Raw genomic sequence first — 25,955 nt, forward strand, 5'->3', positions numbered from 1 at the left:
CATACCTCAGGCGCTGACGGCCTGATCGAAGCCGAGGCGCCGAAGCTCCGCCCTGATGGTCGCCGCCGCCTCGTCCATCATCGCCGCCTCGGGATTGGGGTCCTGGTTGCCGAAATCGAGGTCGTGTAGGCCGCGGATGGGCACGACGTGGAAGTGGCAGTGAGCCACCTCGAGACCGGCCAGCATCAGCCCGATTCGTACGGGCTTGAACCCCGCCATCTGCGCCTTGCCAATCGCCTGCGCGGTCTGGGTCAGATGCGCCAGCAGGCTCGGATCCAGGTCCAGCCAGTGGTCGACCTCGAGGCGCGGGACGACAAGTGCGTGACCTGGCCGAAGGGGCCGGTTGGACAGGAATCCGACGCAGACGTCGTCTTGCCACACGAATCGAGCCGGCAGCTGGCCGTCGATGATCCGGCTGAAGATGCTCGCCACCGCGCCAAGCCTAAGCCGCTAGCCTTGGACCCGTGACGCCCCCTGCCGTCGAGCTCGCCGCCGTCTCCAAGCGATACGGCCAGGTGCAAGCACTCCAGGACGTCAGCCTGACCATCGAGCCGGGTGAGGTGATCGCCATGCTCGGCCCCAACGGGGCGGGCAAGACCACCTCGATCGGCCTCATGCTCGGCATGCGCAAGCCGACTGCGGGCAGGGCGCGGCTGTTCGGATTGGATCCCAGAGACCTCAAGGCGCGGAGCCGGATCGGGGTCATGCTCCAGGAATCAGGCGTCCCCGGCATGCTGCGGGTCCACGAGATCGTCGACCTGTTCGGCTCGTACTACCCGTCGCCCCTGCCCGCGTCGCAGGCGATCGCCATGGCCGGCCTCGAGGAGAAGTCCAAGAGCCTGGTCAAGGACCTGTCAGGTGGACAGCGTCAGCGCCTGTACCTCGCGCTGGCGGTCTGCGGCAACCCGGACGTGCTGTTCCTGGACGAACCCACGGTCGGCATGGACGTCGAGGGCCGGCGGCGCTTCCTCGAAGAGATCGGCCAGTTCTCCGGCCAAGGGCGCACGGTCGTGCTGACCACCCACTATCTCGAGGAGGCCGACCAGCTGGCGCGCAGGGTCGTCGTCATCGACCGCGGCCGGGTCATCGCCGACTCGACGCCGGCCGAGATCAAAGCCAGGGTCGCCGGCAAGCGCGTGAGCTTCACCACCACGCGCACGCTCACCGACGGCGACCTCGAAGGCCTGCCGCTGAACGCCAAACAGGTCGACAGCATGAGCGCCCGCCTCCTGACCAACGAGCCGGAGAGGGTGCTGCGCAGCCTGTTCGAAAGGGGGATCGAGCCTCACAACCTCGAGGTCACGGGGGCGGACCTCGAGGAGGCGTTCGTGGCGATGACCAGCCACCAGGCTTCGAGATGAGCGAGGCGACGGTGCCCGCGTCCACCGCGCCGATCATGCCGATGCTGCTGAAGCAGTCCTGGGCTGAGTTCATGAAGCTGATCCGAGTCCCAGCCTTCAGCGCCACCAGCATCGTCCTGCCGACGATGTTTTACGCGTTCATCGGACTCGGGCAGGCCAAGGAGCCGCTGACGGCTGGATCGCACGTCACCTTCGGCGAGTACTTCGTCGCCTCGATGGCGCTCTACGGCGTCGCCAACGTCATGGTGCTCGGGTTCGGCATCTCGGTCGCCAACGAGCGCGGCCAGAAGCAGGACCTGCTCATGCAGGCGACGCCGCTGCCCGCGATGGTGTTCTTCACCGCCAAGACGCTCGCCGCGCTGGTGGTGGCCTTCATGTCGCTGACCGTGCTCTGCCTCTTCGCGTATCTCACCGGAGGCGCCAACCTCGACGCCTCCCAGTGGCTCACGTTGGCCTGGCGAGCCATGCTCTGTTCGATTCCGTTCGTCGGCCTCGGGTTCGCCCTCGGCTACTTCGCCGGTCCCAACTCAGCGCCCGCGGTGACCAACCTTATCTACCTGCCCACGGCCTTCGCCTCCGGCCTGTTCTTTCCGCTCCGCCTGCTGCCGGGATTCCTCCAGCACCTCGCGCCTTACCTGCCGCTTTATCGCGGGGCGCAGCTGGTGTGGGACGCGGTGGGGGCGCCGGCGGAGGGCGGGTCGCTGACTTCGGACTGGATCTACATGGCGGCTTATACGGCGGCCTTCTTCCTTCTCGCGCTCCGCGCTTACCGGCGGGACCAGGGCAGGAAATTCAACTGACCGCAGGCCAGAACCCCGCCGGCATCTCGGCGCCAAAAGCCTCCTGGTAGCGACGCGAGAACTCGGCGGGCGTGTAGACGTGCTCGATCGTGCCCACGTGCTCGACCACATATGTCGATGCCAGCGAGGCGACGCGACCCGCCGCCTCCAGGTCGAGGCCGCGCAGTAGGCCCGCGACCAGTCCGGCCCGGTAGGCGTCACCGGCGCCGGTCGGGTCGGCCTCCAGCACCGCCGGCGCGGGCGGGATGTCGACCGTTTGATCACGGGTGGCGATGCGCGAACCGTGGCGTCCGAGCGTGGTGACCACGATCTCGGCCAGCTCGAGCAGCCCGGCCACGTCCCGGTTCGTGCGCTGCTGGATGAGCTCCAGCTCGTAGTCGTTGCCGATCACGATCCATGCCCCCCGCGTGCTGTCCGTGACGTCGTCGGGGGACATCATCGGCAGCTGATGCGCGGGGTCGAAGACGAAGCGCAGCTTCCTCTCGCGACATTCGTTGACGAGCCGCTTCATGGCGCTGGGGTCGTTGGGCCCGATGATCACCGCCTCCGCGCCCGCGGGCGCGTCGTCGAGGCCGAGCGTGGCCGCGCGCCACATCGCGCCTCCGTAGTAGCCGGTGAGCTGGTTGCCGTCCATGTCCGTGGTCGTGAAACCGGTCGCGCTCATCTCGCCCTCGAGCAGGCGCAGCCCGCTGCAATCGACGCCGCGGGCCACGAGCCAATCGCGGTATTCGGTCGCGTCGGTCCCCGCGGTCGCGAGCACCGCCGCCGGGCAGCCGAGCAGCGCCAGGTTGTGCGCATAGTTGCCGGCCACCCCACCGCGCCGCTTTTGCAGGTCATCGACCAGGAAGCTCAGGTTGAGGATGTGGGCCTTGTCCGGGAGGATGTGGTCTTTGAACCGGCCTTTGAAGCTGAGGATGTAGTCGTAGGCGATCGATCCGGTGCAGACGACAGTCATCCGCCGGCAAGGCTACCCGAAGGCGGGGCCTCGAGGCTCGGCGGGCGCGTTCCCGCCCTCCCGACCACCCACCCCGTGGGGCCGGTGCGGGCCGGGTCGGGAGTGCGCCGCCGGCTCAGGCGGAGCGGCGCTTGACGGCGCGGCGACGCGGGCGCCGGGCCGCGGCCTCGCGGCGCGGAGCGAGCTCGCTCGCCTGCTCGAGGCGGGTCGCGGTCCGGGCGATCGTCTTCAACGAGCCGTTGAAGATTCGCAGGGTGCGCTTGGCGACGTCGCCCACGACATCCTGCCGGCGCGCCTGGAGCTTGACCAGGTGCAGACCCCGAATGGCCACCTTCTCGGGCAGCTTGCCGTTCAGCTCGACGCCCCACAGAGTCTGTCTCTCGGGGAGGATCGCGTTCAGCCGCGCATTGACGCGGCGGTTGACCGGGCCCGCGGTGGGCGCACCCTTACGCCCCAACCCCTTCCCCCGTTGGCGCGCCGATCCGATCGGGACCGAGGCCTCGGCGACCGTGGGGGCGGCGTCCTGTGCCGTGTCCGCGATTTGCTTGTTGTCCGTGCTCATCTGTATCGAGCCTCCTGGTGCTCCTTGGTTGACGCGTTGCAGCATAACGCAATGCGTCAAGCGGTGTCAACCGGTTGCAGGCGCTCGATCAGGGCCTGGGCGGGGGGGCCGAACACGTCATAGTGGGCGACCTTTCGCCGCTTCTCGGGCTGGATCCACTCCGGCCGCAAGCCCTGCCGCCGCCCCCACTCCTCGAGCAGAGGGCGCAGGCCGATGACGTGGAGGAACGGCCGCTCGCGCCTCAGGCCCCGGATCGTCGAGCCGTGGTAGTGGTCGAAGTTGCGATGGACGGCGATGCCCCCGGCCTCGGCGAACGCGATCGCGGCTCGGATCTGACGGCGCTCGAAATAGCGCTCGCGCAGCGGCGGGTCGCCGCTCACCCCTTGGAGGCCGCGGGTCGCGCGTCGGCGCAGATCGGCCGGTAGGCGCATAGCGAACACGGTCGCTGTGCGTGCTCGGGTCCGAGCCTGAAATCACCGGCGGCGATCCGATCCGCCGCCGCCGCGACTCGTGCCTGCACGCCGGCGTCGTCCGGCGTCACATCGATCGATCGCCCCCGGCGCATGTCGAACAGGAGCAGCCTGGGCTCGTCCGCGCCCTGGGCGCGCACCCCGGAGTCGGCGTGCGCGCCCGACGCGCGCCCGGCCAGCAAGCCTCGACCTGCCGCCAGGCCGTAGAGCCGCAGCTGAAGTGAGTAGGCCTCCAGCAGCGGGGCATCGAGAGTGGCGTTGGTCTTGTAGTCCACGAGCACGATTCGCCCGTCGAGCTCACAGATCCGGTCGACCAGGCCTCGGACGCGCGTCCCTCCCAGCTGCATGTTGAACCCGACCTCGACGCCGAGCGTCCTGGCCGTCGCCAGCGGATGAGTCAGGTAGCGGATGAGCATCTCGCGCCCGGTCTCCGGTCCTGAGTAGAGCTCGAGCAGGTCGCCGCCCCATGCGTGCCAGGCCGCGAGCGCCTGATGCACCGCGGCGCCAAGCTCGGTGGAACCGGCAGCCTGCGCGAATCGCGGCAGCAGATCGTCTGGCGGCGCCGGCACCCGCCAGACCTGGCTGAAGCGATACCGCACCGGGCAGACCTCGAAATCGTGCAGCTGCGAGAAGCTGAGCTCGACGCTCGGCCGCGGCGCGGCCGCGACCTCCGCCTCTTGTGGACGTATCCGTTCGAGTCGATCCAGGACCTCCTCCACCACCGCCGAACCGCCGGCCGCCTGGCCGTTAGGGAGGCGGCCCACCGGCAGCTCCAGCTGCTCCGCTTCGACCACGGCCGCGGATTCGGGGTGCGCCAGCGCCCAGCTGAGGATCTCGGCGAAGTGATCGTGATCGACGCCGTTGGCGCCGTTGCGCCCGGCGGCGCCGACCTCGTGCGCCGACGGCTCATCCCGCGTGGCGGTGACGTAGAGCGCGTCCCTGGAGCGGGTCAATCCGACATACACGATGCGCCGCCGCTCGCCCAGCGCGAGTGCCACGGCGGGCGCGCCCGGGGAGGTTTCGACGTACCGGGGATGCTTCTCTCCACGCCAGGTTTTCATCACGAACCCGAGGCCGTCCGGATCGAAGAACAGGCGCTCGGTGTCCCGCGGCCGCGGCGGTCGCAGGTTGACCAGGAAGACGGCTGGGAACTCCAGGCCCTTGGCCGCATGGATGGTGAGCAGCGACACGGCGTCGGTGGTGGCCGATTCCTCCGCCGCCTCTCCCACCGGGAGCTCGGCGTCGATCACCTGGTCGAGATGCCGCACGAAATCGCCGATGCCCGCGAGAGCGAGGTCGCGCTCGAATCGCCCCGCGAGCTGGAAGACCTTCCGCAGGTTGAGCAGAGCCCGCGGGCTGCCGTCCCGATGCGCCCGCAGCTCCGCCCAGCGCAGATACCCGCTCTCCTCCAACAGCCGGTTGAGGATGTCCGCCACTGTGAGGGCGTCGCGCAGCCGGCCGAGGCGATCGGTGAGCTCGACCAGGCGCACGGCCTCGGTGGAGACCTTCACGTCCATCTCGGGAAAGCCCTCGCCGCCCGACTCGTCGAAGCAGTCGCGCAGCCGCATGCCGTTACGGCCGAACCGCCGGGCGGCGAGCCGGTACATGCCGCGGTCGGGCAGGCGGACGATCGGACCCTGGAGGATGCGGACGAGGGCCCCGTCATCCATCGGGTTCTCGGTGAGACGGAGCAGCGCCAGCACGTCCTTTATCTCCTGGCGGTCGAAGAAGCCTGAGCCACCGCTGGTGATGTAGGGGATGCCCTGGCGCCGAAGCTCGTCTTCGAACTCGCGCGGGAGCATGCGAATCGAATGCGCCAGGATCGCGATGTCTGAGAAAGGGCGGCCGCCCACGTGCAGCCGCCGGATCGTCTCGGCCACGGTGCGGGCTTCGGTTCTCGAGTCCGGCGCCATCACCACGGTGACCGGCTGCGCCGCGGACCCGCGGGTCGCGACCAGGTCCGGCTCGGCGGCGAAGTCACGGTCGCGCCGGATGAAATCCGTGGCGCAGTCGAGGATGCCCTGGTACGAACGGCGGTTGTGGGTGAGGGGTAGAGGGCGGCCGGGGAACCGGCTGCGGATGTTCTCGATCTCGGCGTCGCGCCAGCCGTAGATGGATTGCTTCGCATCCCCGACGACGGCGACGTTGGCGAAGTGGTCGGCGGCCATCAGGCGGATGAAATCGAGCTGGATGCGGTTGGTGTCCTGGAACTCATCCACGAGCAGGTAACGGAACCGCTCGCGGCAGCGGCGCCGGAACTCTGGCACGCGCTCGAGCGCGTCGATCACCTCGAGGATCAGGTCGTCGAAGTCGCGCAGGCCGCCGGCACGCAACGCATCCTCGTAGGTGCGGTAGACCAGGTGGAGGACCTCGATAGCCTCGAGCTCGGCGCGCGCGGGGTCAGGGCCCGCGCGCCCGTTGGCGGCCTGGCTGCCGGCGGGGCGAGCCCCCCAGTGCCGGCCGTGCAGCGCCAGCGCGCGGGAGTGGAAGTGGTCGGGGTTGATGCCGCGGCCCTTGAGCTTGAGCAGGAAGCGAAGGCCCGACCGCAGCAGGTCGTCCAGGTCCTCCACGGCCAGAGCGCTGAACGAGTCCGGGTCCAGCGGAGCGGCAGCGCCGCTGCGCAACCTGGAGACCAGGTCCTGCTCGAACAATCGCTGTCCGGTTTCGTCCAGCACCTGCAGCTCACGCGGCGCGCCGACGAGGTAGGCGAACTCATCGAGCAGCCGCGCGCAGATGCCATGGAAGGTCCCGATCCACGCGCCGTCGAGAACCTCTGGAGCCGCCGCGCGCGAGTCCGGGCGGCGGTTCGCAAGCTCTTTGGTGATCCGCTGCCTGAGCTCGTCCGCCGCGCGGTCGTTGAAGGTGACCGTGAGGATGCGATCCGGCGGCACGCCCTGGTCGACGAGCCAGCAGAAGCGCTCGGTCGCGGTGAACGTCTTGCCAGTGCCCGGTCCGGCCGCGATGAGAAACGCGCCTTCGGGCCCCGCGTGCGCGGCTGCGGCCTGCTCCGGGCTCAACGAGGGACGGCCCGCCGCCCGCGAGGCGCTCATTCCGGCGGTGCCCCTCCGTAGGGGCAGACCGCGGCGTGAGGACAGCCGCCGAAACGCGTCACGCAGGTACCGGGCAGATCGCGCGGCGCGGGTTCGAAATGTCCCTGTTGGATACGAGCGATCGCCTGGACGACGACCGACCGGCTGCGTTCGAGGTCTTCGGTGGTGAGCGGTCTCTCGCGGTACTCCTTGAGGCCCGCCGGGCGGCCGACGCTGAAGATGTCCTGGCGCATGCCGCCCCAGACCCAGTCCTTCGGGTACCAGAGCGAAAGGAACCGCGGCTGGAATCCGAGCGGTTTGCCTTCGTCATCGAACCCGTGGCGGCAGGCGATGTAGTAGAGCGCCAGCTGCACGTCGTAGAGCTCGGGGCCGAAGTACGCCTCGTACGCGTACCTCATCGGCTTGCCGGAGCCGGTCTTGTAGTCGACCACCTCGACCTCGCCGTCGCCGACGTCGTTGACCCGGTCGATCTTGCCCACGATCTCGACGCCGTCGAGCTCGAGGTGAAACCGGCGCTCGATCGCGAGCGTGCCGAGCCTGCGGATGACCTGCCTGCCGGTGACGAACCTGATGTAGTTGCCGAGCAGCGATCGCACCTGCCGCTCTTCGCGCCTGCGGTCGAGGACGCCTTCCATGCGAGAGAGGTAGCCGTCGAGATGTCCCTGCAGCGCGGTCTCGAGCCACGCCTTCTGCTGCTCGGACTCGAGCGGCCGCCACTCCGGCTCGTGGGCGTGGAAATCCTCGAGCACCTCGTGCAGGAAGCCGCCCCGTTCCATCGCCACCGAGCGCGGCTCGTCGATGAGCCCGGGATGGTGGTTGTACCAGTAGAGCCGCGGGCACTTCAGGTAGTCGTTGAGCGTCGTCGGGCTGAAATGGTCGATGTGGACGGACGCCGGATTGCGGTCTGCTCCGTAGGGCTCGAACGGCTCGCCCGACTCGGGATCCGCCAGGAAGGCCACCTCGAGGCCGAGCCGTGCCGCGCGTGCTACGGCGCCGTCGCTGAGCGTGCCCGGCTGGGAGGCGATCAGCACCTCCGCCTCGCGCGCCAGCAGCACGTCGGCCGGCTGCAAACGTGCGGACGCGCGCGTGAGCTGGCGCGATTCGGCTGCCGGCGACGCCATGCCCAGAAAGACGGACGGGCCCGCCTGGCGGAGGTACGCGTCGGCGAAGGTCATGTACAGGCGGCGCTTGGCCCGCGTCATGGCGACGAAGGCCAGTCGCGCCTCCTCCGCCAGGTGGCCGTCGGGATCGGACGGCCACGAGGGCATGAAGCCCACCTTGAATCGCTCGAGCCACGCCCGGTCCTCGGTCTCCAGCAGCGGATGCGGCCGCGCATCGAGGGGAAACAGCCCGTGCGCGAAACCGGCGCAGAAAACGACCTCGAACTCGAGGCCCTTCGCCTGGTGGACGGTCATCACCTGGACCGCATCGCGGCGGCCCGGGGCCGCCTCGCTGTCGTCGGCCGCGCCCGCCAGCAGCGCTTCGAGAGAACCGGTGATGTCGGCCAGCTTCGGCCGCGAGCCGTGCAGCCGCTCGTGCACCACCTCGATCGCCTCCAGGCCTTCGATCGCGGCCCGCAGGTCGGCGATCGCCTCTTCGCGCTGCTCCGCCGGGAGCTCGAGGTCGAGCAGGCGGCGCATGGCGCCATCCTCGATGAGAACCGAGTAGGCGAGGGCGGCCAAGGAGCTCGTCGACGCCCGACCGACCAGCCGGTGGCGGGCGACCATGGCGGCGTGCAGGCTGCCCAGCTCCTCTGCGGTGAGGAACTCCATGTAATCGGGCGCGGGGCTCTCCTCGGCCGGCGCTTCGCCACCCCACGGGAGTGGATAACGCTGGGGGTCGCGACCGGCGAGCACGTACATGAGGCGCCGCATCACGCGGGGGAGAGGCCTGCCCCTTTCGTGGGCGTGCGCGCGCAGACGGCTCAGCGTCCTGGCCCCGACGCCGCCCAGGCTCGAGGCCATGGCGCCTTCGAACGCGTCGGGATCATCGGGCCGGCGCAGCGATTCGAGGTAGCCGACGAGGAAGCGGACGACCTCATTGCGGGCGGTGGCGCCGGACCCCCGCACCTCATAGGGAAGGCCGAGGGCGCGCAGCGCCTCCTCGAAAGGCCCACCCAGCGTCGTCGTGCTGCGCAGCAGGATGGCGAAGTCGCGGGGCCGGAGCCCGGGCGATTCGGCGAGGAGGCGCTTGATCTCGCGAGCGCAGAAGAACGCCTCGTCGACGGGGTCGCTCTCGCGTGTGACGACCACCGTGGGCGGCCGCGATTCGACCGTGGTCCGCAGCGCGCGCAGAGGACGGCCCGGTTGCGTGGCGGCAAGCAGATGCTCGCCGGCGTCGAGCGCCTCCTGGGAGCAGCGGCGGCACTCCTCGAGCCGCTCCGTGGCGCCGCCGTACACCGCGGTGAAGTCATGGCTGAGCAGGCGCGGCACGGTGCCACGGAACCCATAGATCGACTGGTCGGGGTCGCCCACCACGACCAGGCGGGGATGAGCCTGCGGTGGCGCGATCAGCTGCAGCAGCTCGAACTGCGCCGGGTCGACGTCCTGGAACTCGTCGACCAGCACGAGCCGGAACCGGTCACGCATCCGCTGGCGCAGCTCAAGGTTGGACTGCAGGAGCTCGATGGCGCGGATGATCAGGTCGCGGAAGTCGAGCATCCCCGCTCGCCGCATGCGGTCCTGGTGCGCCTGATACGCGGCCGCCAGCACGCGCAGGCGCTCGGTTGCGCTCGCTTCGGCGGCGAGCAGAAGCGGTGAGGGCAGGACCAGGTTCTGTTTCATCAGAGCGACGAAGGTCAGGACGTCCCGCGCGAAGGCGTCGGATCGGCGGACCCCCTCCAGCGACCCCAGCACGGCAGGGTCCAGCTCGGCGAGCACCCGCCGCATGACCATCCACTCCTGGAACCCGTTGAGCAGCAGCCGCTCGCGATCGGGCGAGTGTTCGCGCAGCAGGCGCGCGCAAAAACTGTGGAAGGTCGATATCCACGCCTCGCCGTAGTCGTCCTCGAGCCTCTGATCGATCCGGCGCGCGATCTCGGCGGCGGCCCCGGTCGAGAACGTGAGGACCAGGATCTCGCCGCGCCCGGCCGTGCCTCCACGCACCGCCTGCTCGTAAAGGTCGACGAGGGTATGGGTCTTGCCGGTGCCCGGCCCGGCGAGCACGCGCAGTGGTCCGTCGATTGCATGGATGTCGAGTGGCAAAGACTCCTCCGATTGGCGCGGGCGACCTGATTATGCAGGCGCCCGTGTTCGCAAGTCAGCCGCGCCTGTCAAGGGCCGCCACGCCGCCACCACCAGCGCCGCGAGCAGGACCAGCTCCAGCAGCGGCCAGCGGTTCAGGCTGGGACCCACCCCGCTCAAGAACACGAATGGGCTGGCGATGATCCATCCCACCGCCAGCGCCGCACGCCACGCAGCCGCCGGCCGGTCCTCCCAAACCATCCACCCGGCGGCGGCCAGCAGGCAGAGATCGGAGGCGTGGAGGTACGGCGCGACCAGCAGCGACGCGACCGCGGCCACGGCGATGACCAGACCGGGCGATTCTCGAAGCCTGAAGGCCGCCGCCAGAGCGGCGCCGACGATGGCCAGGCGGACCGCCGCCGCGGCGACTCCGCCGATGCCGAGAGCGCCTTCGAGCGTGAGCGACTGCGCGCCCCTCGGAAGCGGTCCGGCCAGCTGGCTCAGGTACGCCGAGGCACCATGCGGCCCGAGCATCAACAGGCTGACGCCGACCAGCGCAGCGGCCGCGACGGCCCAGGTCATGAAGCTCCGATGCCGGCCGGCCACAAGCAGGGCGATGGGGACCAGGATCGCCGTGTTGGGCTTCAGCAGCAGCGACGAGAGGACCAGCCCGGCGGCCACGTTGCGATCCTCGCGCAGGAGCCGCCATGCCACCACCACGCAGGCGGCGACCAGGGGCACGACCTGCCCCAGGACGACCGCGTGCAGCACCCACCAGGGCGCGATCGCCGCCGCGACCGCGATCCACCTGATCACGCCATGGCTCGCGCCCGACCAGGCCAGCGCGGCGGCAAACGCCAACAAGGCGAGGACCGCCCAGACGGCGTAGGCCGGCACGTAGGGCAGCGGCGCCAGCGCCGCGGCCAGCCAGGCGACAGGTGGAGTGCTGAGGAACGGTTGCGACCTCTGGCTCGGCACCAGGAGCTTTTGCTCGGCCGCGACCAGCGGCTGGTCGTAGATGTGCGACCAGCCCTGCTGCAGGCCGACTCGGGCGGCCGCCTCGTAGGTGTGGAAGTCGATGCCGGTGGCCTCGGCGCGGTGCGAGAGATCGACCGCGAGGGCGATCAGCACCACGCCGAAACCGAGCACCAGCCAGAGGCGGCGGGTGGTGGTCACCGTTCGACGTTACCGCAGTCCGGGCGCGGGCCTCTCATGTGCCGGTTTCGCCTCCTGGGGCAGGGAGGCGACCGAGGAGGGGCCGCGTTCAACCTTATAGTCGAAACGCATGGCAGGGCTCGCGACGGCACGCCGCGCTCAGCCCCTGTTCTGGGGGGCGGTGGTCGCGGTCACGGTCATCGTCGCGCACCTGCCGTCCTTCTTGCACCGGCTGCTCGACGGCGATGAGGCGATCTACGGCTCGATCGCGGCCCTGATGAACACCGGCGCCCAGCTCTATGCGCAAGGCGGAGTGGACAACAAGCCGCCCGGGATCTTCTGGGTCTACGCGGCGACCTTTCACCTGGCCGGCGCCTATCAGATGACGGCGATTCACGCCGTCGGGCTCGCCGTCGTCGCCGCCACGTGCGTGCTGCTCTTCATCGCCGGCCGCGACCTCGCGAGCGTCCGCGCCGGTCTGCTGGCGGCTCTCCTCTACGGCGTCATCACGGCCGCCGGCAACCCGCGCCTGCTCGCCTCGAACACTGAGCTGTTCATGATGCTGCCGCTCACGGCCTCCGTCCTCCTGATGCTGCGCCGCCAGTGGCTCTGGTCGGGCGTGCTGCTCGTGGCGGCGGGGGCGTTCCGGCAGGTGGCGGCGGTCAACCTGCCGCTGGTCCTCGTCGCCATCGTGTGGCTCGAGCCGCCTGGGCGGCGGTGGCGTGCATCAGGGAGGTTTGCCGGCGGCATCCTTGCCGGCATGGTGGCGGGCGCGCTGCTGGTGGGGCTGACGGGTTCGCTTCCCGGCTTCTGGCGCTGGACGGTCGGCAGCCTCTACGGATACGCGTCGACGAACTGGACGCCCGGCGTGGTCTGGCCGCGGGCCCAGGACAGCATCGTGCCCTTTTTCGTCGACCTGGCCGTGCCCTGGGTGGCGGCGATCGGGTTCGCGTGGCGCTGGCCCCGCCTGCAGCCGGGTGAGCGGCTGGTCCTGCTCTGGCTCTCCGCCGGCATGCTGGGATCGCTCGCCGGCGGCCACCTCTCATGGCATTACTTCATCCAGGCGATGGGGCCGCTCGCACTGGTCGCGGCGATGGCCCTCGACCAGGTGTCCGCGCGCAGGTGGGTGGCGATCGCAGCCGCCGCCGGCATCGCGATCCCCGCGATCGCATGGTGGGCGTTCGACCTCAGCGCCGATCCTTTGACCTATGACTTCGGCCCGCCCGTCCCGCGGCACCAGCTGGTCGCCGCGTACATCCACGACCACACGCGGCCGGATGACCGCGTCTTCGTCTGGGGCGACTGGCCGGCTCTTTACATCGAATCAGACCGCTTGATGTCCGGCCGCTTTCCCGGCTTCCTGCGTGGATTCGCGCGCGGTTCCGGGCTGCCGCCCAGCAACTGGGACACGACGCCGGATGTCTGGCCGCTGCTCGAGTCCGATCTCCGTGCCCATCCGCCATCCCTCATCGTCGACACCGCCGCCGCCGGCTGGAGCGATTTCGCGACCTATCCGATGCGCGATTACCCGGTGCTGGCGGGCCTCGTGGCGAGCCGGTATCACGCGGTGGCGACCATCGACGGCGTCGTCGTCTACGCGCCCATCGGCACCACTTGAGGGGACGCGGCTCAGTCCGGCGAGGGCTTCACCGGCCGCTTGATCTCGAGGATCCGAGGCTCGCCCATCGCCACGGCGACGAGCCCGTCGAAGATCCGCAGCGCATCGGCGCCCTCCGGCGCGTCCGCCAGACGCACGTAGGCCGCGGCGCCGCCGGCAAAGACGAATGTCGGCGTCCCGAAAACGCCATGCTCCGCCACGGCGTGCCGGTGGTCGCGCGCCAGGGGGCGGAGGATATCGGGGTCGGCGATGTCCTGGCGGAAGCGATCGAGGTCCAAGCCGGATTCGACGGCGACGCGCTCGACCACGTCGACCCGGTTGATGTCCAGGCGATCGCGGTGGCGCGCGTGGAGGAGCGGCATATGCAAGTCATCGAAGCGTCCCTGACGGCGAGCCGCCGCCGCCGCTTTGAACGCCAGCCGGCCCCTGACCCTGTCGGCGGCCGGCGCATCCCAAACGGTCCACCCGTCATCCTTGGAGGCCACCTGGGTCAGCGAGAAGTAACGCCACCCGACCTTGAGCTCGCGCTGCTTTGAATCACGAACGTTCTGGAGCAGGACTGATGCCCGATACACGAATGGGCACAGGTAGTCGTAGAAGACCTCGAACTCCATGACCTTCCGATCCCCCACGCCAAAGACTGCAACCCGCCTGGTGTCGACTCGTATTCCCGACAGCTGGGCCTGGATGCGCCCCGACCTCCTGGTCCGTCTCCTGCCCCTTGCCGCCGCATGCGCCCTCGCCGATCAGCTGTTCCACGGGCCCGCATGGCTTGGGTTGGGGCTGGGCCGGCCTGATGTTCAAGCGCTGTTTGCCGCCGTCGCGGCGCCGCTGATGTTCGCGATCGCGGTCGCGGTGCAGTTGTATTTGACCCGCCGAAGGGGGGCGCTGAGCGTTCCGGCCGACGCCGGTGACGCCTGGTTCCAGGCCGGCTTCTATCTCTTCAACGGGCCCATCGAGGAAGCCTTCTTCCGCGGACTGCTGCAGGGCGGCCTCGGCAGCCTGTGGGGGCCGCCGCTGGGATTCGTGATCGCCACCACCGTTTACGTCCTCTATCACCGTCTCGGCCGGTGGGCGTGGGCCGACACGTTCGCGACCGCCCTCGTGGGCGTGCCGCTGGGCATCGCCTTTTGGATTCTGCCCGGGCCGCCGTCGGTCCTCGGCGTCTCTATCGCGCACATCGCCGCCACATGCGGCTTCCTCGGCCCTGGCCCGTACCTGCTGAAGAAGCTGCGGCTCCTCTAGGCCTGGCGCCGCCGGATCGCGCCCGCCGAATATACATGCGCGTGATCGATCTCGACCCACGGCAGCAGCGGACCCTTGTCTGGGCCGGGCTCGCCGTCGTCCTCGCCGCGTTTGACGGCTCGGTGCTCGTGCTCGCGCTGCCCGCTGTCGCCTCCGACTTCAACGCGCAGACCCCGGCGCTTTCGAACCTGGGCTCGGTGCTGGCCCTGGGGGCGCTCGGGGCGCTCCCGCTGGCGACGCTGGCGGACCATTTCGGGCGGCGCCGCCTGATCGCCATCGGGGTGGCCGGCTTCTCGCTGGCGAATTTCGCCAGCGCGTTCGCGCCCTCGCTGACGGCGCTCGCCCTGCTCCGCCTGGTGGCGGTGTGCTTCGAGGCGCTGGTCGGCGGCGTGGCGACGGCGCTCATCGTCGAAGAGGCGCCGCCGGCGCGACGCGGCCAGGCGGTGAGCGTGCTGGCTCTGCTCGCCGGCGCCGGCACCGCGATCACGGTGGCCGGCTACCCCATGGTGGCGCCGCACTGGCGGTGGCTTTTCCTGGCGGGCGGGATCGGGCTGCCGGCGGCGCCGGCGATCTGGTTCCGCCTGCCCGAGGGACGGACCTGGCAGGGGGTGCGCCTGAGCGGATCCGCGCTGCGCCTGCTCATGACGGCGCCATGGCTCCGGCGGGTGGCGGTCATCGCCGCGACGACCGCCCTGCTGGCCGTGCTGCTGGAGCCGGCGGGGCTCCTCTTCACCGTGTACGCGAGCCGGGCGCTGAGGCTGTCGCCGCTCGCCGTCAGCGTGCTGATCGCCGTCTCCGGCGGGGTGGGCGCGACCGCATTCCTGGCCGGCGGATTCCTGAGCGACCGCTACGGCCGGCGCGCTCCGGCGATCGCGCTGACCGCCGCCACCGCGATCTCCGCCAGCTTGAGCTTCGCCACCTCGGCAGCCGGCTTTTTCGCCGGCAACGTGCTGTGGAGCGCGTTCGCCAGCGCGGCCGCGCCGGTGTTCGGCGCCTGGTCGGCGGAGCTGTTCCCAACCCGGGCGCGAGCCACCGCCGAGGCCGTGGGGGCGGTGGCGGCGGCGGTGGGAAGCATCGCCGGCCTCCAGGCGGTCGGTCTCATCTCGCAGTCCGCCGGTCTTGGACGGGCGATCGAGATCGTCGGCGTGCCGGCGCTCGCCGGCGCCTTTCTGCTCTTCTGGCTGCCGGAGACGAAGCAGGCCCCGCTTCCCGACTGAGAGGAACGTTTGGCCTTGCCGCCCCCGATCGAGATCGGTGATGAACGGCCTATGCAATCTTGCAACCCCGCCGCCTGTGTTAACGTAAGCCCTGCCCATTGGGGTGCTCGGTCCCGCCTGGGACCCCTTCTTAAGTGACTTGATCCCCATTTCACGGTTCGCCCGTACCCGGCCATTCTCGAGGCTCGCCTGAGATGAGCACGCCCAACCCTGGAGACGTCCTCCCGCTCTGGAATCCCGACATCCCGGGCGAGGAGATCCAGACCGGCCGCCTCGGCATCCGCGTTCGCCCCGGCACGCCGGCGGCGGCCAAGGTCTCCGCGCTGGAGGCTGCCGGCGGCGCCGAGCTGCTGCGCCAGGTGCTGGAGGAGCAGCGGATCATCGACGGCACCTACACCCTCGTCAAGCCTGACAAGCCCCTGGAGTTCGTCGGCCAGGTCCGGCAGACCCTGCTCACCGGCAGGCTGGGAAGGACCCCCATGGGGTTGGCGCTCGAGATCACCGACTGGCAGGACCTGGACGGGGACTTCGAGATGGAGAGGAACCGCCTGCGGCTCCGATACCAGGAGCTGCACGTGGTCCAGGAGTGGGACGGCGACCTCGAAGGCTTCACCGCCATCATCCTTCGCGACCAGGCGAAGACGCTTCCGATCCTGGACTCGACGATGCGGTTCATCGAGCACCTGCGCGACTACCGCGAAAAGCTCGCCGAGGCCGCGGTCCGGCGCTATGAGGCCACCGAGCAGTGGATGGAGTGCCCCAAGTGCGAGACCGAGGTCCCCACCTCCAACGGCATCCACTGCCCCGAGTGCGGTGAGGACATGCGCGGCGGCGAGTACGTGCGCGCGATGCTCCACCTCGTCGATGACGCCGACGGCCGCATATACCGCGGCATCGACTCGCTGACAGTGCGCTCGGCCGGCTTCCCCGAATACCGCGGGATGTCCCTCGACCGCATCCAGGGCTCCAACCTCTGGGTCAGCTTCCGCCGCTACGACCCGCTGCCCGACGAGGGCATCGTGCTGCCGACGGCGAGCGTCGAGATGTTCGAGGCCCAGCGCTCCGTCATCCGCCAGCTGCAGATCGGAAGCCCGCGCTCCGGAGCCCTCGCCGCCGAGCTCGCCGACACCGGCTGGCTGGGCAGCCCGCCGCAGGTGCCGCTCGACGGCAAGAAAGCGCATCACCTGCCCGACCCGAACGAGGAGCAGGCGGAGGCCGTGGCCCGCGTCATGGGCATGCGCCCCGGCCAGCTCTACCTCATCCAGGGACCGCCCGGCACCGGGAAGACCACCGCCATCGTCGAGTCGATCCGGCGCATCCTCGGGAAGAACCCGGGGTCGTCGATCCTCCTGTCATCGCATTCCAACGACGCGGTCGACACCGGGCAGGAGCGATTGCTCGGCTTCTCCCACGTCCGCCAGGCCCGCATCGCCGAGCCGGGCAAGGTGCCGCGCCGCCTGCGCCCGACTCTCGTCGAAGGCGACGACCTCGAGCCCTACAACCTGGTCGCGGGCACGTGCAACCGCCTCGCCATCGACTCGCGGCTTCGGTTCAAGGTGTTCGACTGGCTCATCCTCGACGAGGCCAACAAGGTGCGCGCCAACGAGGCCCTAGCTCTGATGCCGCTCGCCAAGCGGTGGGTGATGATCGGCGACCTCAACCAGCTGCCGCCCGTGATGGAGGAGGCGGCCTCCACGTTCAAGATCGAGCAGCCGCTCGACGAGGTCGTGCGCGACGCCAGCTTCTACGGCTGGATCTGGGACAAGGTCCCGGCGGGATCGAGGATCATGCTGCCGCGCCAGTACCGGATGCGCGAGCCGATCGGCCGGGCCGTCTCGGACCTGTTCTACGGCGGCAAGCTCATCCACGAAGCGCCGCATCCGCGCATGCCGCTGCCGTGGCCGTTCGATCGCGAGCTCGTCTGGGTCGACACCGGCGCCCAGGACGAATACCGCGACGCGCAGCGATCCGTCGCCAATGAGTTCGAGGTCGCGCTCTGCAAGGACATCACCTCGATCATCCGGCGCCGGGTTCGCAAGGCCAAGCTCGCGGTCATCGCCATGTACAACTCGCAGGTCAACCGCCTCCAATCGGCGCTCAAGGGCATCGTGCCGCCGGACGACATCGAGTCGGTGGACGCGTTCGAGGGCCGCGAGTCGGACGGCGTGATCCTTTCGCTGGTCCGCTCGAACGACCGCGCCGCGATCGGCTTCCTCAACGACCCCAACCGCGTCAACGTGGCCATCTCCCGAGCCAAGAAGCTGCTCGTCATCGTCGGCGACTCCAAGACCGTGATCGGGGGCGCGCCCGAGTTGTTCGGTCCGCTCTTCGAGCACGCCAAGAAGGAGGGGCTGGTGGCCGGCGTGGGCGCGGTCGTCACCGCCTGCCAGCGCGTCGGCATCCGCTCGCAGGTCCAGCGACTCTCGCGACCCCACCGCGGAGACAGGCGCACCCGGCGCCGCCGCCGCGGGCAGCGGACCCCGGCCGACGGACCGGTGAACGGCGAGGCGGTCACCGCACCCGATGGTTCGGAGCCGGTGGATTCGGTCACCGCCGCCGGCGTCAACGGCAGTGAGGAGCGCTCAGCGGCTCTCGAGCCGGTCGAGCACCACCTCACCACCTCCGCGACCGCGGCCCCCCTGGAGCCGCCGGCGGAGCCGGAGTCGGGCAGCGGCTCTTCCCTTTAAGCTTCGCGCTGCCAATTGACCGACGAGTGCGTCTTCTGCGAGATCCTGAGGCGGGGGTTGCCGGCCAGCTTCACCCATGAGGACGACACCGTCGTCGCGTTCATGGACATCCAGCCGATCACGCAGGGCCACATGCTGGTCGTGCCGCGTGAACACGCGGTGCTGATGTCCGACCTCGACGAGACGGTGGCGATGCGGGCCTTTTGGGTCGCTCGTCATCTGGCGTCGGTGGTGCGAAACACGCTCGGCGCCAGCGGCGTCAACCTCTTCGTCGCCGATGGGGAGGTCGCCTTCCAGGACGTGCCTCATTTTCACGTCCACGTCATCCCACGCTATCCGAACGACGGCTTCGGCCTCACCTTCCCCGACTCCTACAGCAGCCCGCCCGGCCGCCCCGCGCTGGAGACGATCGCCGCCGCGATTCGCGGCGCGCATTCTTAGGCCGTGACCGTGACCTTGATCGCGACCTGCAGCACGTACATCGGACAGGCCTGAGCGGGAGAGCAGCGCGGACCCGCGCCGGCGGTGATCTCGGCCTGGCCCGGCGCCACGGCTTTGAAGCCGGCGAGGGTGACGCCGCGGACGGCGGTGGCGGCGGGGTTCACCGTGGGTTCCAGGATCGACGTGTCGCTGGAGGCGACATGGCTCCAGTCCGTCATCCCGCTGTACGCATGCAACACGACCTCGATCTTCTGGCCGACCCGCATGGTCGCCGATGGATCTCTTTCGGTGACCGCCAGGTCGAACCCAGGCCCCGGAGCCACGCTCGGGGTGGGGCTCGGACCGGCGCCCGAACCGGTGGCCGCGCCGCCACAGGCGGCCAGGACGAGCGCGGCGAGCGGCGCCGCCAGCAGGCTTCTCATCTCCGAATACGCAACGGGCCCGGCCGGGTCCGGGTAACACCGGTGGCGATAACATCGGCAGGGTACTTGCCCAAGTCTGAGACTCCAAAGCGTGCGGCCAGAAGCCTGGGCGGGCTGGCCGCGGCTGTGCTCCTGGCGGCTGCCTGCGGCGGTGGAACGCAGACCGCCGTCCACTCACCGACCCCCATATCCGGCGGCCTGTCGAAGGGTCTGATCGCGTACGTGGCCGGCCAGGGGATCGGCGTCCTGGACCCGGCCACCGGTAAGGCCGCCATCGTCGCTCCCCTGCCCGCCGGCGGCGCTTTCCGGGTGGCGGGACCGGTGTGGGCTCCCGCGCCCGGCGTGCCCTACCCCGTCCTGTACTTCACCATTCACGACGACCGGCCGGCGGAGCGCCGCACCACCGCGGGCGTGGTCCCGTACGACTGGCTGTTCCGGGTCGACCCGTTCACCGGCGTCGTCGAGCCCCTGGCCGCCTCGCCGGACGCCCAGAGCGAGGGTCCGCTCGGGCTGGTCGCCAACGCGCACTACCTGGCGCTGACCCTCGGCTGCTGTGCCAGCTATGAGGTCGACGCGCTCGACCTCACGCAGCCGGTCGGGGCGCTGAAGGTGCTGTCCAGACCGCCGGCCCAGGCGGCGTTCTTCACCCAGGGGGCGGCTCCCGGCGATTCCGGTCTAATCGCCGTCCGCGCATTCGGCACCGGCGCGTGGTACTGGCTCAACGCGGATGCCGGAGTCCTGAATCCATTCCCTCTGCCCCTGGGACCGGACGACGGCCCGATCGCCATCTCGGCCGACGGCACGATGGCGGCGGTGTCGCTGCCCGATCACGGCGCCGTGATCGAGCCGATCAACTCGGGGCTGCCGCCGGCGCCGCCCAGCTCGGCCGCAGGCACGGGGGCGCCGAGCGGCTCGCCCTCGTCGCCGCCGCCGCATCCGGCTACCGCGCCACGGCACATCAACTCCAAGCTGCCGCACGTGGATGGGCTCGCGTGGAGCCCCGACGCCAAGCTCCTGGCGGTGGCGGTCAATGGCGAGCTCGAGGTGTACAGCGCTTCGGCATCGGACGGCACGCCGCCCGCCAACCGCTATCTGACCGGAGGCGCCGTGATGGGAGTCGACTGGTCGGGCCCGATGCCCACCAGGACGTTTGCGCTGGTCAAGGCCGGCCCCGGCCCGCAGGCGTTGGTCGACGCGCTGCTCGAGGCGACCAAGCTCCCGGCCGCGGCCGATACACCGGAGGCTCGACCGCTGACCAAGGTGTACCTGTGGCAGTGGGATTCGACCCAGCCGTCGCCGATCTCATCCATCGCCGATGCCACCCCGGCGGTGCTGCAGCAGTACCCGCCGCTGGCGGCGGGGGTGGTCTTTCATCACTGGGCGCCGTCGACCAGCTGGGAGCTGCTCGGCGCGTGCTTCCGGTACCGGGTGGTGATCACGGGCAGCGTGCCCCCGATGCCCTCGACCTTCGGGTTGGCAGCCGGCACGCCATGTTCGGAGGCGAAGCCGACGCCTTCGCCCTGAGGGCGTACGGCGGCGAGGGCGGCGCTTAGGATTGGCGGCGTGGCCGACTTCGACTTCCTCGGGAGCCACGCCCAGACCATACCGACCAAGGCCGCGATCATCTGCGGCGGAAGGTCCATCGACTTCGCGACCCTGGACAGGCGCGCCAACCAGGCGGCCCACGCATTCCGGGGCCTGGGGTGCAGGGCCCAGGACCGGGTCGCCGTCATGACCTTCAACTCGATCGAGAACTTCGAGATCGGCCACGGCCTGCGTCGCGTGGACCTGATCTTCGTGCCCGTGAACTACCGGCTGCGCGGCTCTGAGGTCGCCTACCTGATCAACGACTCGGGGGCCAGGGTGGTGGCCGCCGGGCCCGACCACGTGGAAGTGGTCGATTCAGCCCGAGCCGAGATCGATGGTGATCTCCGCTTCGTCGCCGCCGGGGAGCAGGCGCCCGCGGGCTGGCTCTCGTATCGCGCCCTGACGGAAGGCGCCTCGGACCAGGCGCCCGAGGCTGCGGTGGCCGGCGGGCTCGGCGCCTCGATGATCTACACGTCCGGCACCACCGGTCACCCCAAGGGAGCGTGGCGTCCAAATGGGGTGAACGTCGAGAACGTGCTGCAGGTCATCTCGATCTTCGCGCTGAGCCAATCGGACGTCCACCTGATGTGCGGCCCTGGCTATCACAGCGCCGTCTCTCTCTTCTCGGCCCTCCATCAGGTGCTCGGCGCGACGGTCGTGGTGCAGCCGAGATTCGACGCGGAGGAGGCTCTCGACCTGATCGAACGCCATCGCGTGACGACCACGTTCATGGCGCCCACGCTCCTGCAACGCCTCATCGAGGCGCAGGAGAGACGGCCGCGAAACGTCTCCTCGCTGCGCGCCCTGCTCCTGGGCGCGGCCCCGTGCCCGCATGCGCTCAAAGCCCACGCCGAAGCCACGTTCGGCCAAGTGTTGTGGGAGTTCTACGGCGCCACCGAGACGGGCATCAACACCGTGCTGCGGCCCGAGGACCAGCTGCGCAAGCCCGGTTCGTGCGGCACCGCCGTGCCCGGCCAGGAGATCCGCCTGGTGGGCGACGACGGCAGGGAGGTCCCTGACGGCGAGCCCGGCGAGTTCATGGTTCGCAACACGTGGCTGGCGGAGTACTACCACCGGCCCGAGGCGACGGAGCAGAGCCTACACGACGGGTTTTTCTCCGTCGGCGACGTCGCCTACAGGGACGGCGAGGGCTACTACTTCATCTGCGACCGGCGCGTGGACATGGTCATCTCGGGTGGCGTCAACATCTACCCGGCGGAGGTGGAGGCGGTCTTGCACGCGCATCCCGCGGTGATGGACGCCGCTGTCATCGGCGTCCCGGACAAGCGGTGGGGCGAGTCCGTGAAGGCGGTGGTGCAGCTCCGGGCCGGTGCATCGGCCTCCGAAGCCGACCTGATCGTTTTCTGCGGCCAGCGGCTGGCGGGCTACAAAAAGCCGCGATCGATTGATTTCGTCGACGCGCTGCCGCGCGATGCGGCGGGCAAGCTGCTCAAGCGGAGGCTGCGTGAGCCCTACTGGGCGGGGACGGGGCGCCGGATCTGACGCGCTAGGACAGGAGCGGCAGCAGGTACTCCAGCGAGCGGCTGATGCGGCCGAGGGGGCGGTCGTCGGCGGAGTCCAGCCTGGTTTCCTGCTCCAGGGTGTACCAGCCCTTGTACCCGTGACCGCGCAGCGCTTCGACGATGCGGCCCACGCCGGCATCGCCCTCGCCGAGCGGCCTGTAAAGGTACTGGCCGACCGCCTCGCCGTAGTCGTGGCCGTGGTCGCGAACCTGCGCCGCCAGGTCACGGTCGATGTCGTTGAGGTGGACGTGCCGGATGCGGCCGCCCGCCAGCTCCAGCACCTCCAGCGGATCGGCGCCGGCCATGATCAGATGACCGACGTCGAGGCAAAGCCCGGCCTCGGATCCGACCAGCAGGCGCTCGATGTCAGACGGCCCCTGGATGATGCTTCCGAACCTCGGCTGGACGGCAAGCTGCAGCCGGTGGCGGGCGCACACGTGCTGCACCGACCCGATCAGATGCAGCAGATGGGCCCATTCGGCGTTCGACAGCACGACCCCACGCTCGATTTCCACACTCCGGTGCGGGATCGCCGACAGGATCAGCGTGTCGGCTCCCAGCGCGGCGAGCCAGCGGGCGTGGCCGTCGATGTGCGCCAGCTCCGGGCCGCGGATGTCGTGGTGATGCAGGATCGCGTGCACCTGCCCGGCGACCATGCGGAGGCGGTGGCGCTTCAGCAGCGGCCTCGCCTGATCACTCCTGTCGGGGAGGAACCCCGGCGGGCCGGCCGTCACCGCACCGTCGCCGACCGCCGCCACCTCGGACAGCACGCGCTCGGCATCGAGCTGGTGACCCCAGCCGGCCACTTCGCTCACGCCCCAGCACGCGGGCGACAGGGCGAGCCGATGACCGGGGCGTCCGCCGGACCTCTTCAGGCCGGAAAGGGGACGAATTCGTTGAGCGATCAACGCTCAGAGATTAACCTTCTGCTCCGCCGGTGCCTGAATCCAGACGTGAGCCCGACCGTGTCCGAGCCCTCCCCGGGCTCCACAGGGAGCGGGAGGGGGGTCAGGTGGTCGCGGAGGCTCGAGCGGTGATCGCCTACGTCAAGGCCTGAGAAGGCTTCCGATTCCAGCGGTGCCATCGGTGCCGATCGGGACGCCGCGGTTTTCAGGCTGCCAGGAATAGATTGTGGAGTCAGATGACTCGACCGGCCACGCTCGCCGACGCGGCCGCGATCGCGCGGGTTCACGTCGCCACCTGGCGCACGACGTATGACGGCCAGCTGCCCGACGACTTCCTCGCCTCGCTCAGCGAGTCGGGCTACGCCGACAGGTGGAGGCGCGTCATCGGCGAAGGCTCGAACCGCGTGTACGTGGTGGAAGAAGACGGCGGAGTGGTCGGGTTCGCGTCCGGCGGCCGCGAGCGGGCGGGCGAGAGCGGCTTTGGCGGTGAACTGTATGCGATCTACGTCCTCGACATGGCGCAGCGGCGCGGCCACGGCCGGGAGCTCGTGCGTGCGGTCGTCGGAGGCCTGCGCGAGATGGGGTTCGAGGACATGATCGTCTGGGTGCTGCGCGACAACCGGCCGGCCAGGCTCTTCTACGAACGATTGGGCGGCGAATACGTGCGCTCGCAGCCGATCACGATCGGCCCGGCGACCGTGGAGGAGGTGTCGTACGGCTGGCGGCGCCTGGAGTACGTCCGCTACTAGACAACGCACGATCCGCACCGGCTTGGCGGCCGCTTCGACCGCCTGCGGCTAGGGTCGGGCCGCCTCGGTCGCGGGATGAGTGGGCGCCGCTCGAGGCATCAGCGTGATGCCCACCGCCACCAGGCAGACGGCGGAGACGGCGATGAACGCCAAGGTGGGGTGGGCCGCGAACAACGCTCCGCCGGCGAGCGCGCCGGCGATCTGGACGGCCGTCTGCACAGTCTGGTAGACGCCCTGGGTGCGGCCCTGGTGGCCCGGTTCGGCGGACCGGCTGACTTCGGCGATGAGGCTGGGCCCGCCCGAGATGGTGAACATGCCCTCGATCACACCCAGGCCGATCAGCCACGGCACGGACGTCACGAACGGGTAGAGGGCCGCGAAGAAGGCCGTCCCGATCAGGGCGACGACGACCAGCCGGCGGGCTCCGAACCGATCGCCGAGCGCTCCGGCCTGCGCGCTGACGAGCGTGGCGGGCAGCGCGAAAGCCGCGAACGATATGCCCACGGCGAGCGTCGTGCCGCCGCGGTGGGTCATGTAAAGCGGCCAGATCGTGTCGAACGTCCCGATCATGTACGACGTCCCGGCGCCCAGAAGCAGCAGAGGGAGCAACGACCGGACGATGCGCCTGGCCGGTAGCGGCGCTTCCGGCCTGGACGCCACGTGGGCGTTGGGCAGGGTCGCGATGGCGGCTGCCGCCAGAGCGCATGCGAGCGCGGCCACCACGAACACGACTCCGAGGTCGAACAGGGCGATGAACCCTCCGATTGCCGGCCCGACGAGCATGCCCGCGGTGTTGGTCGACTGCATGACGCCATAGGCGCGGCCCCGCTCGCCGGGCTGAGTGACCTCGGCCAGCAGACCGTTGGCGGCGGGCCAGAACGCGCCGCCCGCCCCACCGTGGAGAAAGCGGAGGACGACGAAGGCCGGCACGGGCAGCGGCAGCAGGTAGGCGAGGAAGAGGAGCGCGTACGCGGCCAGCGACACCACCATCACCGGACGCGTGCCGAAGCGGTCGGCCGCCCAGCCCGCCGGGTAGCGCATCGCCGCGTTGGCAAGAAGACCGGCGGCGAACACCGCGCCGACGAGCGCGGCCGAACCCCCCCTGCGGCCGAGAAAAATCGGTAGCAGGGGCAAGAAGAACCACACGCCGACCGCGGTCAGCAGGTTGCAGGTGTAAAGCGTCCACAGGGTTCGTCGATGCACGTCAGCCGACATACTGGCAGAGGCGTGGCTGTGGACTGCATGCACGAGCTGGAGTGGGATCTGATCCCTTCGTCGCCCCATCCCGCGCACATGCACATGGCCCTCGACGAGGTGCTGCTCGAGCGCGTGATCGCCGGTGAGCGGCGCCCGGCGCTGCGCCTTTGGGAGTGGATCGAACCTGCGCTGGTCATCGGCTCGCATCAGTCGGTGATCAACGAGGTGGATGCGGTCGCCGCCCGCGCCCTGGGATTCGTGGTCACGCGGCGCATGAGCGGCGGCGGCACGATGCTCTGCGAGCCGGGCCGGACCATCACCTACTCGCTCTACCTGCCGGAATCGGTGGCGGCCGGCATCTCGTTTCGCCAGTCCTACGCGCTGCTCGACGACTGGGCCGTGCGCTGCTTCGTCGAGCTCGGCGTGCCCGCGAGCTATCGCGAGATCAACGACATCATCTCGCCGCGCGGGAAGATCGCGGGCGCGGCGCAGGCGCGCCGGCGTGGCTTCATCCTCCACCACACGACCATCGCCCACTCGATGGAGGTCGAGCTCGTGCCGCGGCTGATCAGGATCGGTCGCGAACGCATGGCGGAGCGCGGCATTCGAAGCGCCGAAAAGCCGGTGTCACCGCTGTCCTGGTTCACGTCGCTGTCATGCTCCCAGGTGGGGGCAAGGCTCCAGCGGCGATTCGCCGGCGAGTTCCATACGCACGAGGCCGAGGCATCGGCCGAGGAGCTGGCGGCGGCCGACCGGCTGGTGGCGTCGAAGTACTCGACGCCGGACTGGGTGAACCGCCTGCCCTAGCGAGCCTCAACTAGGGCGCCTC

General features: G+C 70.0%; 22 protein-coding genes. 11 read left to right on the forward strand and 11 right to left on the reverse strand.

Features of this window, described 5'->3' with window-relative positions:
* Positions 1-6 precede the first annotated feature (6 nt).
* Positions 7-432: an HIT family protein gene (locus tag EPN29_12840; GenBank protein ID TAN31537.1), complete on the reverse strand. Its 426-nt coding sequence runs from the start codon at positions 430-432 to the stop codon at positions 7-9.
* A gap of 32 nt (positions 433-464) precedes the next feature.
* Here EPN29_12840 and EPN29_12845 point away from each other — a divergent pair, with 32 nt between their 5' ends.
* Both EPN29_12845 and EPN29_12850 read left to right on the forward strand, forming a co-directional pair.
* On the forward strand, positions 465-1,361 hold the full coding sequence (locus EPN29_12845) for an ABC transporter ATP-binding protein (GenBank protein TAN31538.1): 897 nt from the start codon (positions 465-467) through the stop codon (positions 1,359-1,361).
* On the forward strand, positions 1,358-2,161 hold the full coding sequence (locus tag EPN29_12850) for an ABC transporter permease (GenBank protein TAN31539.1): 804 nt from the start codon (positions 1,358-1,360) through the stop codon (positions 2,159-2,161). Before EPN29_12845 ends, EPN29_12850 begins: the two co-directional genes overlap by 4 nt.
* Here the strand turns inward: EPN29_12850 and EPN29_12855 are convergent.
* The 6 genes from EPN29_12855 to EPN29_12880 form a co-directional block, all read right to left on the reverse strand.
* Positions 2,154-3,116, reverse strand: coding sequence for a carbohydrate kinase family protein (locus EPN29_12855; GenBank protein ID TAN31540.1), 963 nt, complete (start codon positions 3,114-3,116; stop codon positions 2,154-2,156). The two genes, EPN29_12850 and EPN29_12855, sit on opposite strands and share 8 nt — an antisense overlap.
* A gap of 115 nt (positions 3,117-3,231) precedes the next feature.
* Positions 3,232-3,678, reverse strand: coding sequence for a hypothetical protein (locus EPN29_12860; GenBank protein TAN31541.1), 447 nt, complete (start codon positions 3,676-3,678; stop codon positions 3,232-3,234).
* Between the two features lie 56 nt (positions 3,679-3,734).
* Entirely contained in the window at positions 3,735-4,058 is a 324-nt protein-coding gene (locus EPN29_12865) for a hypothetical protein (protein TAN31542.1), read from the reverse strand.
* A complete protein-coding gene (locus tag EPN29_12870) occupies positions 4,055-7,198 on the reverse strand; it encodes an ATP-dependent helicase (GenBank protein ID TAN31543.1) in 3,144 nt (1,047 codons plus the stop codon). Before EPN29_12870 ends, EPN29_12865 begins: the two co-directional genes overlap by 4 nt.
* Positions 7,195-10,401, reverse strand: a complete 3,207-nt coding sequence (locus EPN29_12875) for an ATP-dependent helicase (GenBank protein ID TAN31544.1) — start codon at positions 10,399-10,401, stop codon at positions 7,195-7,197. Before EPN29_12875 ends, EPN29_12870 begins: the two co-directional genes overlap by 4 nt.
* Before the next feature lie 30 nt (positions 10,402-10,431).
* Complete coding sequence (locus EPN29_12880; protein ID TAN31545.1) at positions 10,432-11,556, reverse strand: DUF2029 domain-containing protein; 1,125 nt, start codon at positions 11,554-11,556, stop codon at positions 10,432-10,434.
* Positions 11,557-11,665: 109 nt separating this feature from the next.
* Between EPN29_12880 and EPN29_12885 the strand changes: the two genes are divergently transcribed.
* Complete coding sequence (locus tag EPN29_12885; protein TAN31546.1) at positions 11,666-13,153, forward strand: hypothetical protein; 1,488 nt, start codon at positions 11,666-11,668, stop codon at positions 13,151-13,153.
* 11 nt (positions 13,154-13,164) lie between these two features.
* Here the strand turns inward: EPN29_12885 and EPN29_12890 are convergent, their stop codons facing one another.
* Complete coding sequence (locus EPN29_12890) at positions 13,165-13,785, reverse strand: hypothetical protein (protein TAN31547.1); 621 nt, start codon at positions 13,783-13,785, stop codon at positions 13,165-13,167.
* Here EPN29_12890 and EPN29_12895 point away from each other — a divergent pair.
* The 4 genes from EPN29_12895 (at position 13,766) to EPN29_12910 (ending at position 18,743) form a co-directional block, all read left to right on the forward strand.
* Positions 13,766-14,398 carry a CPBP family intramembrane metalloprotease gene (locus EPN29_12895; GenBank protein TAN31548.1) on the forward strand — a complete coding sequence of 211 codons (633 nt, stop codon included), beginning with the start codon at positions 13,766-13,768 and terminating at the stop codon, positions 14,396-14,398. The genes EPN29_12890 and EPN29_12895 overlap by 20 nt on opposite strands.
* The gene (locus EPN29_12900) at positions 14,344-15,615 is read left to right on the forward strand and encodes an MFS transporter (GenBank protein TAN31549.1); all 1,272 of its coding nucleotides are present in this window, start codon (positions 14,344-14,346) and stop codon (positions 15,613-15,615) included. Before EPN29_12895 ends, EPN29_12900 begins: the two co-directional genes overlap by 55 nt.
* Positions 15,616-15,809: 194 nt before the next feature.
* Positions 15,810-18,302, forward strand: a complete 2,493-nt coding sequence (locus EPN29_12905) for a hypothetical protein (protein TAN31550.1) — start codon at positions 15,810-15,812, stop codon at positions 18,300-18,302.
* Between the two features lie 15 nt (positions 18,303-18,317).
* Entirely contained in the window at positions 18,318-18,743 is a 426-nt protein-coding gene (locus EPN29_12910; GenBank protein TAN31551.1) for an HIT family protein, read from the forward strand.
* Here EPN29_12910 and EPN29_12915 read toward each other — a convergent pair.
* Complete coding sequence (locus tag EPN29_12915; protein ID TAN31552.1) at positions 18,740-19,165, reverse strand: hypothetical protein; 426 nt, start codon at positions 19,163-19,165, stop codon at positions 18,740-18,742. The genes EPN29_12910 and EPN29_12915 overlap by 4 nt on opposite strands.
* A gap of 66 nt (positions 19,166-19,231) precedes the next feature.
* Here EPN29_12915 and EPN29_12920 point away from each other — a divergent pair, with 66 nt between their 5' ends.
* The gene (locus tag EPN29_12920) at positions 19,232-20,689 is read left to right on the forward strand and encodes a hypothetical protein (protein TAN31553.1); all 1,458 of its coding nucleotides are present in this window, start codon (positions 19,232-19,234) and stop codon (positions 20,687-20,689) included.
* A gap of 39 nt (positions 20,690-20,728) precedes the next feature.
* Entirely contained in the window at positions 20,729-22,255 is a 1,527-nt protein-coding gene (locus tag EPN29_12925) for a hypothetical protein (protein TAN31554.1), read from the forward strand.
* A 4-nt stretch (positions 22,256-22,259) separates the two neighbouring features.
* On the opposite strand, the gene EPN29_12930 is transcribed toward EPN29_12925, so the two are convergent.
* Positions 22,260-23,183, reverse strand: coding sequence for an inosose dehydratase (locus tag EPN29_12930; GenBank protein ID TAN31555.1), 924 nt, complete (start codon positions 23,181-23,183; stop codon positions 22,260-22,262).
* A gap of 233 nt (positions 23,184-23,416) precedes the next feature.
* Here EPN29_12930 and EPN29_12935 point away from each other — a divergent pair, with 233 nt between their 5' ends.
* Positions 23,417-23,929, forward strand: a complete 513-nt coding sequence (locus EPN29_12935) for a GNAT family N-acetyltransferase (protein ID TAN31556.1) — start codon at positions 23,417-23,419, stop codon at positions 23,927-23,929.
* 48 nt (positions 23,930-23,977) lie between these two features.
* Here the strand turns inward: EPN29_12935 and EPN29_12940 are convergent, their stop codons facing one another.
* Positions 23,978-25,333, reverse strand: coding sequence for an MFS transporter (locus EPN29_12940; GenBank protein TAN31557.1), 1,356 nt, complete (start codon positions 25,331-25,333; stop codon positions 23,978-23,980).
* Between EPN29_12940 and EPN29_12945 the strand changes: the two genes are divergently transcribed.
* Positions 25,127-25,933 (forward strand): lipoate--protein ligase family protein, encoded by an 807-nt coding sequence (locus tag EPN29_12945; GenBank protein ID TAN31558.1) that lies wholly within the window; start codon positions 25,127-25,129, stop codon positions 25,931-25,933. The genes EPN29_12940 and EPN29_12945 overlap by 207 nt on opposite strands.
* Positions 25,934-25,955 lie beyond the last annotated feature (22 nt).

The organism is bacterium (assembly GCA_004299235.1).
GTDB lineage: Bacteria > Chloroflexota > Dormibacteria > Dormibacterales > Dormibacteraceae > SCQL01.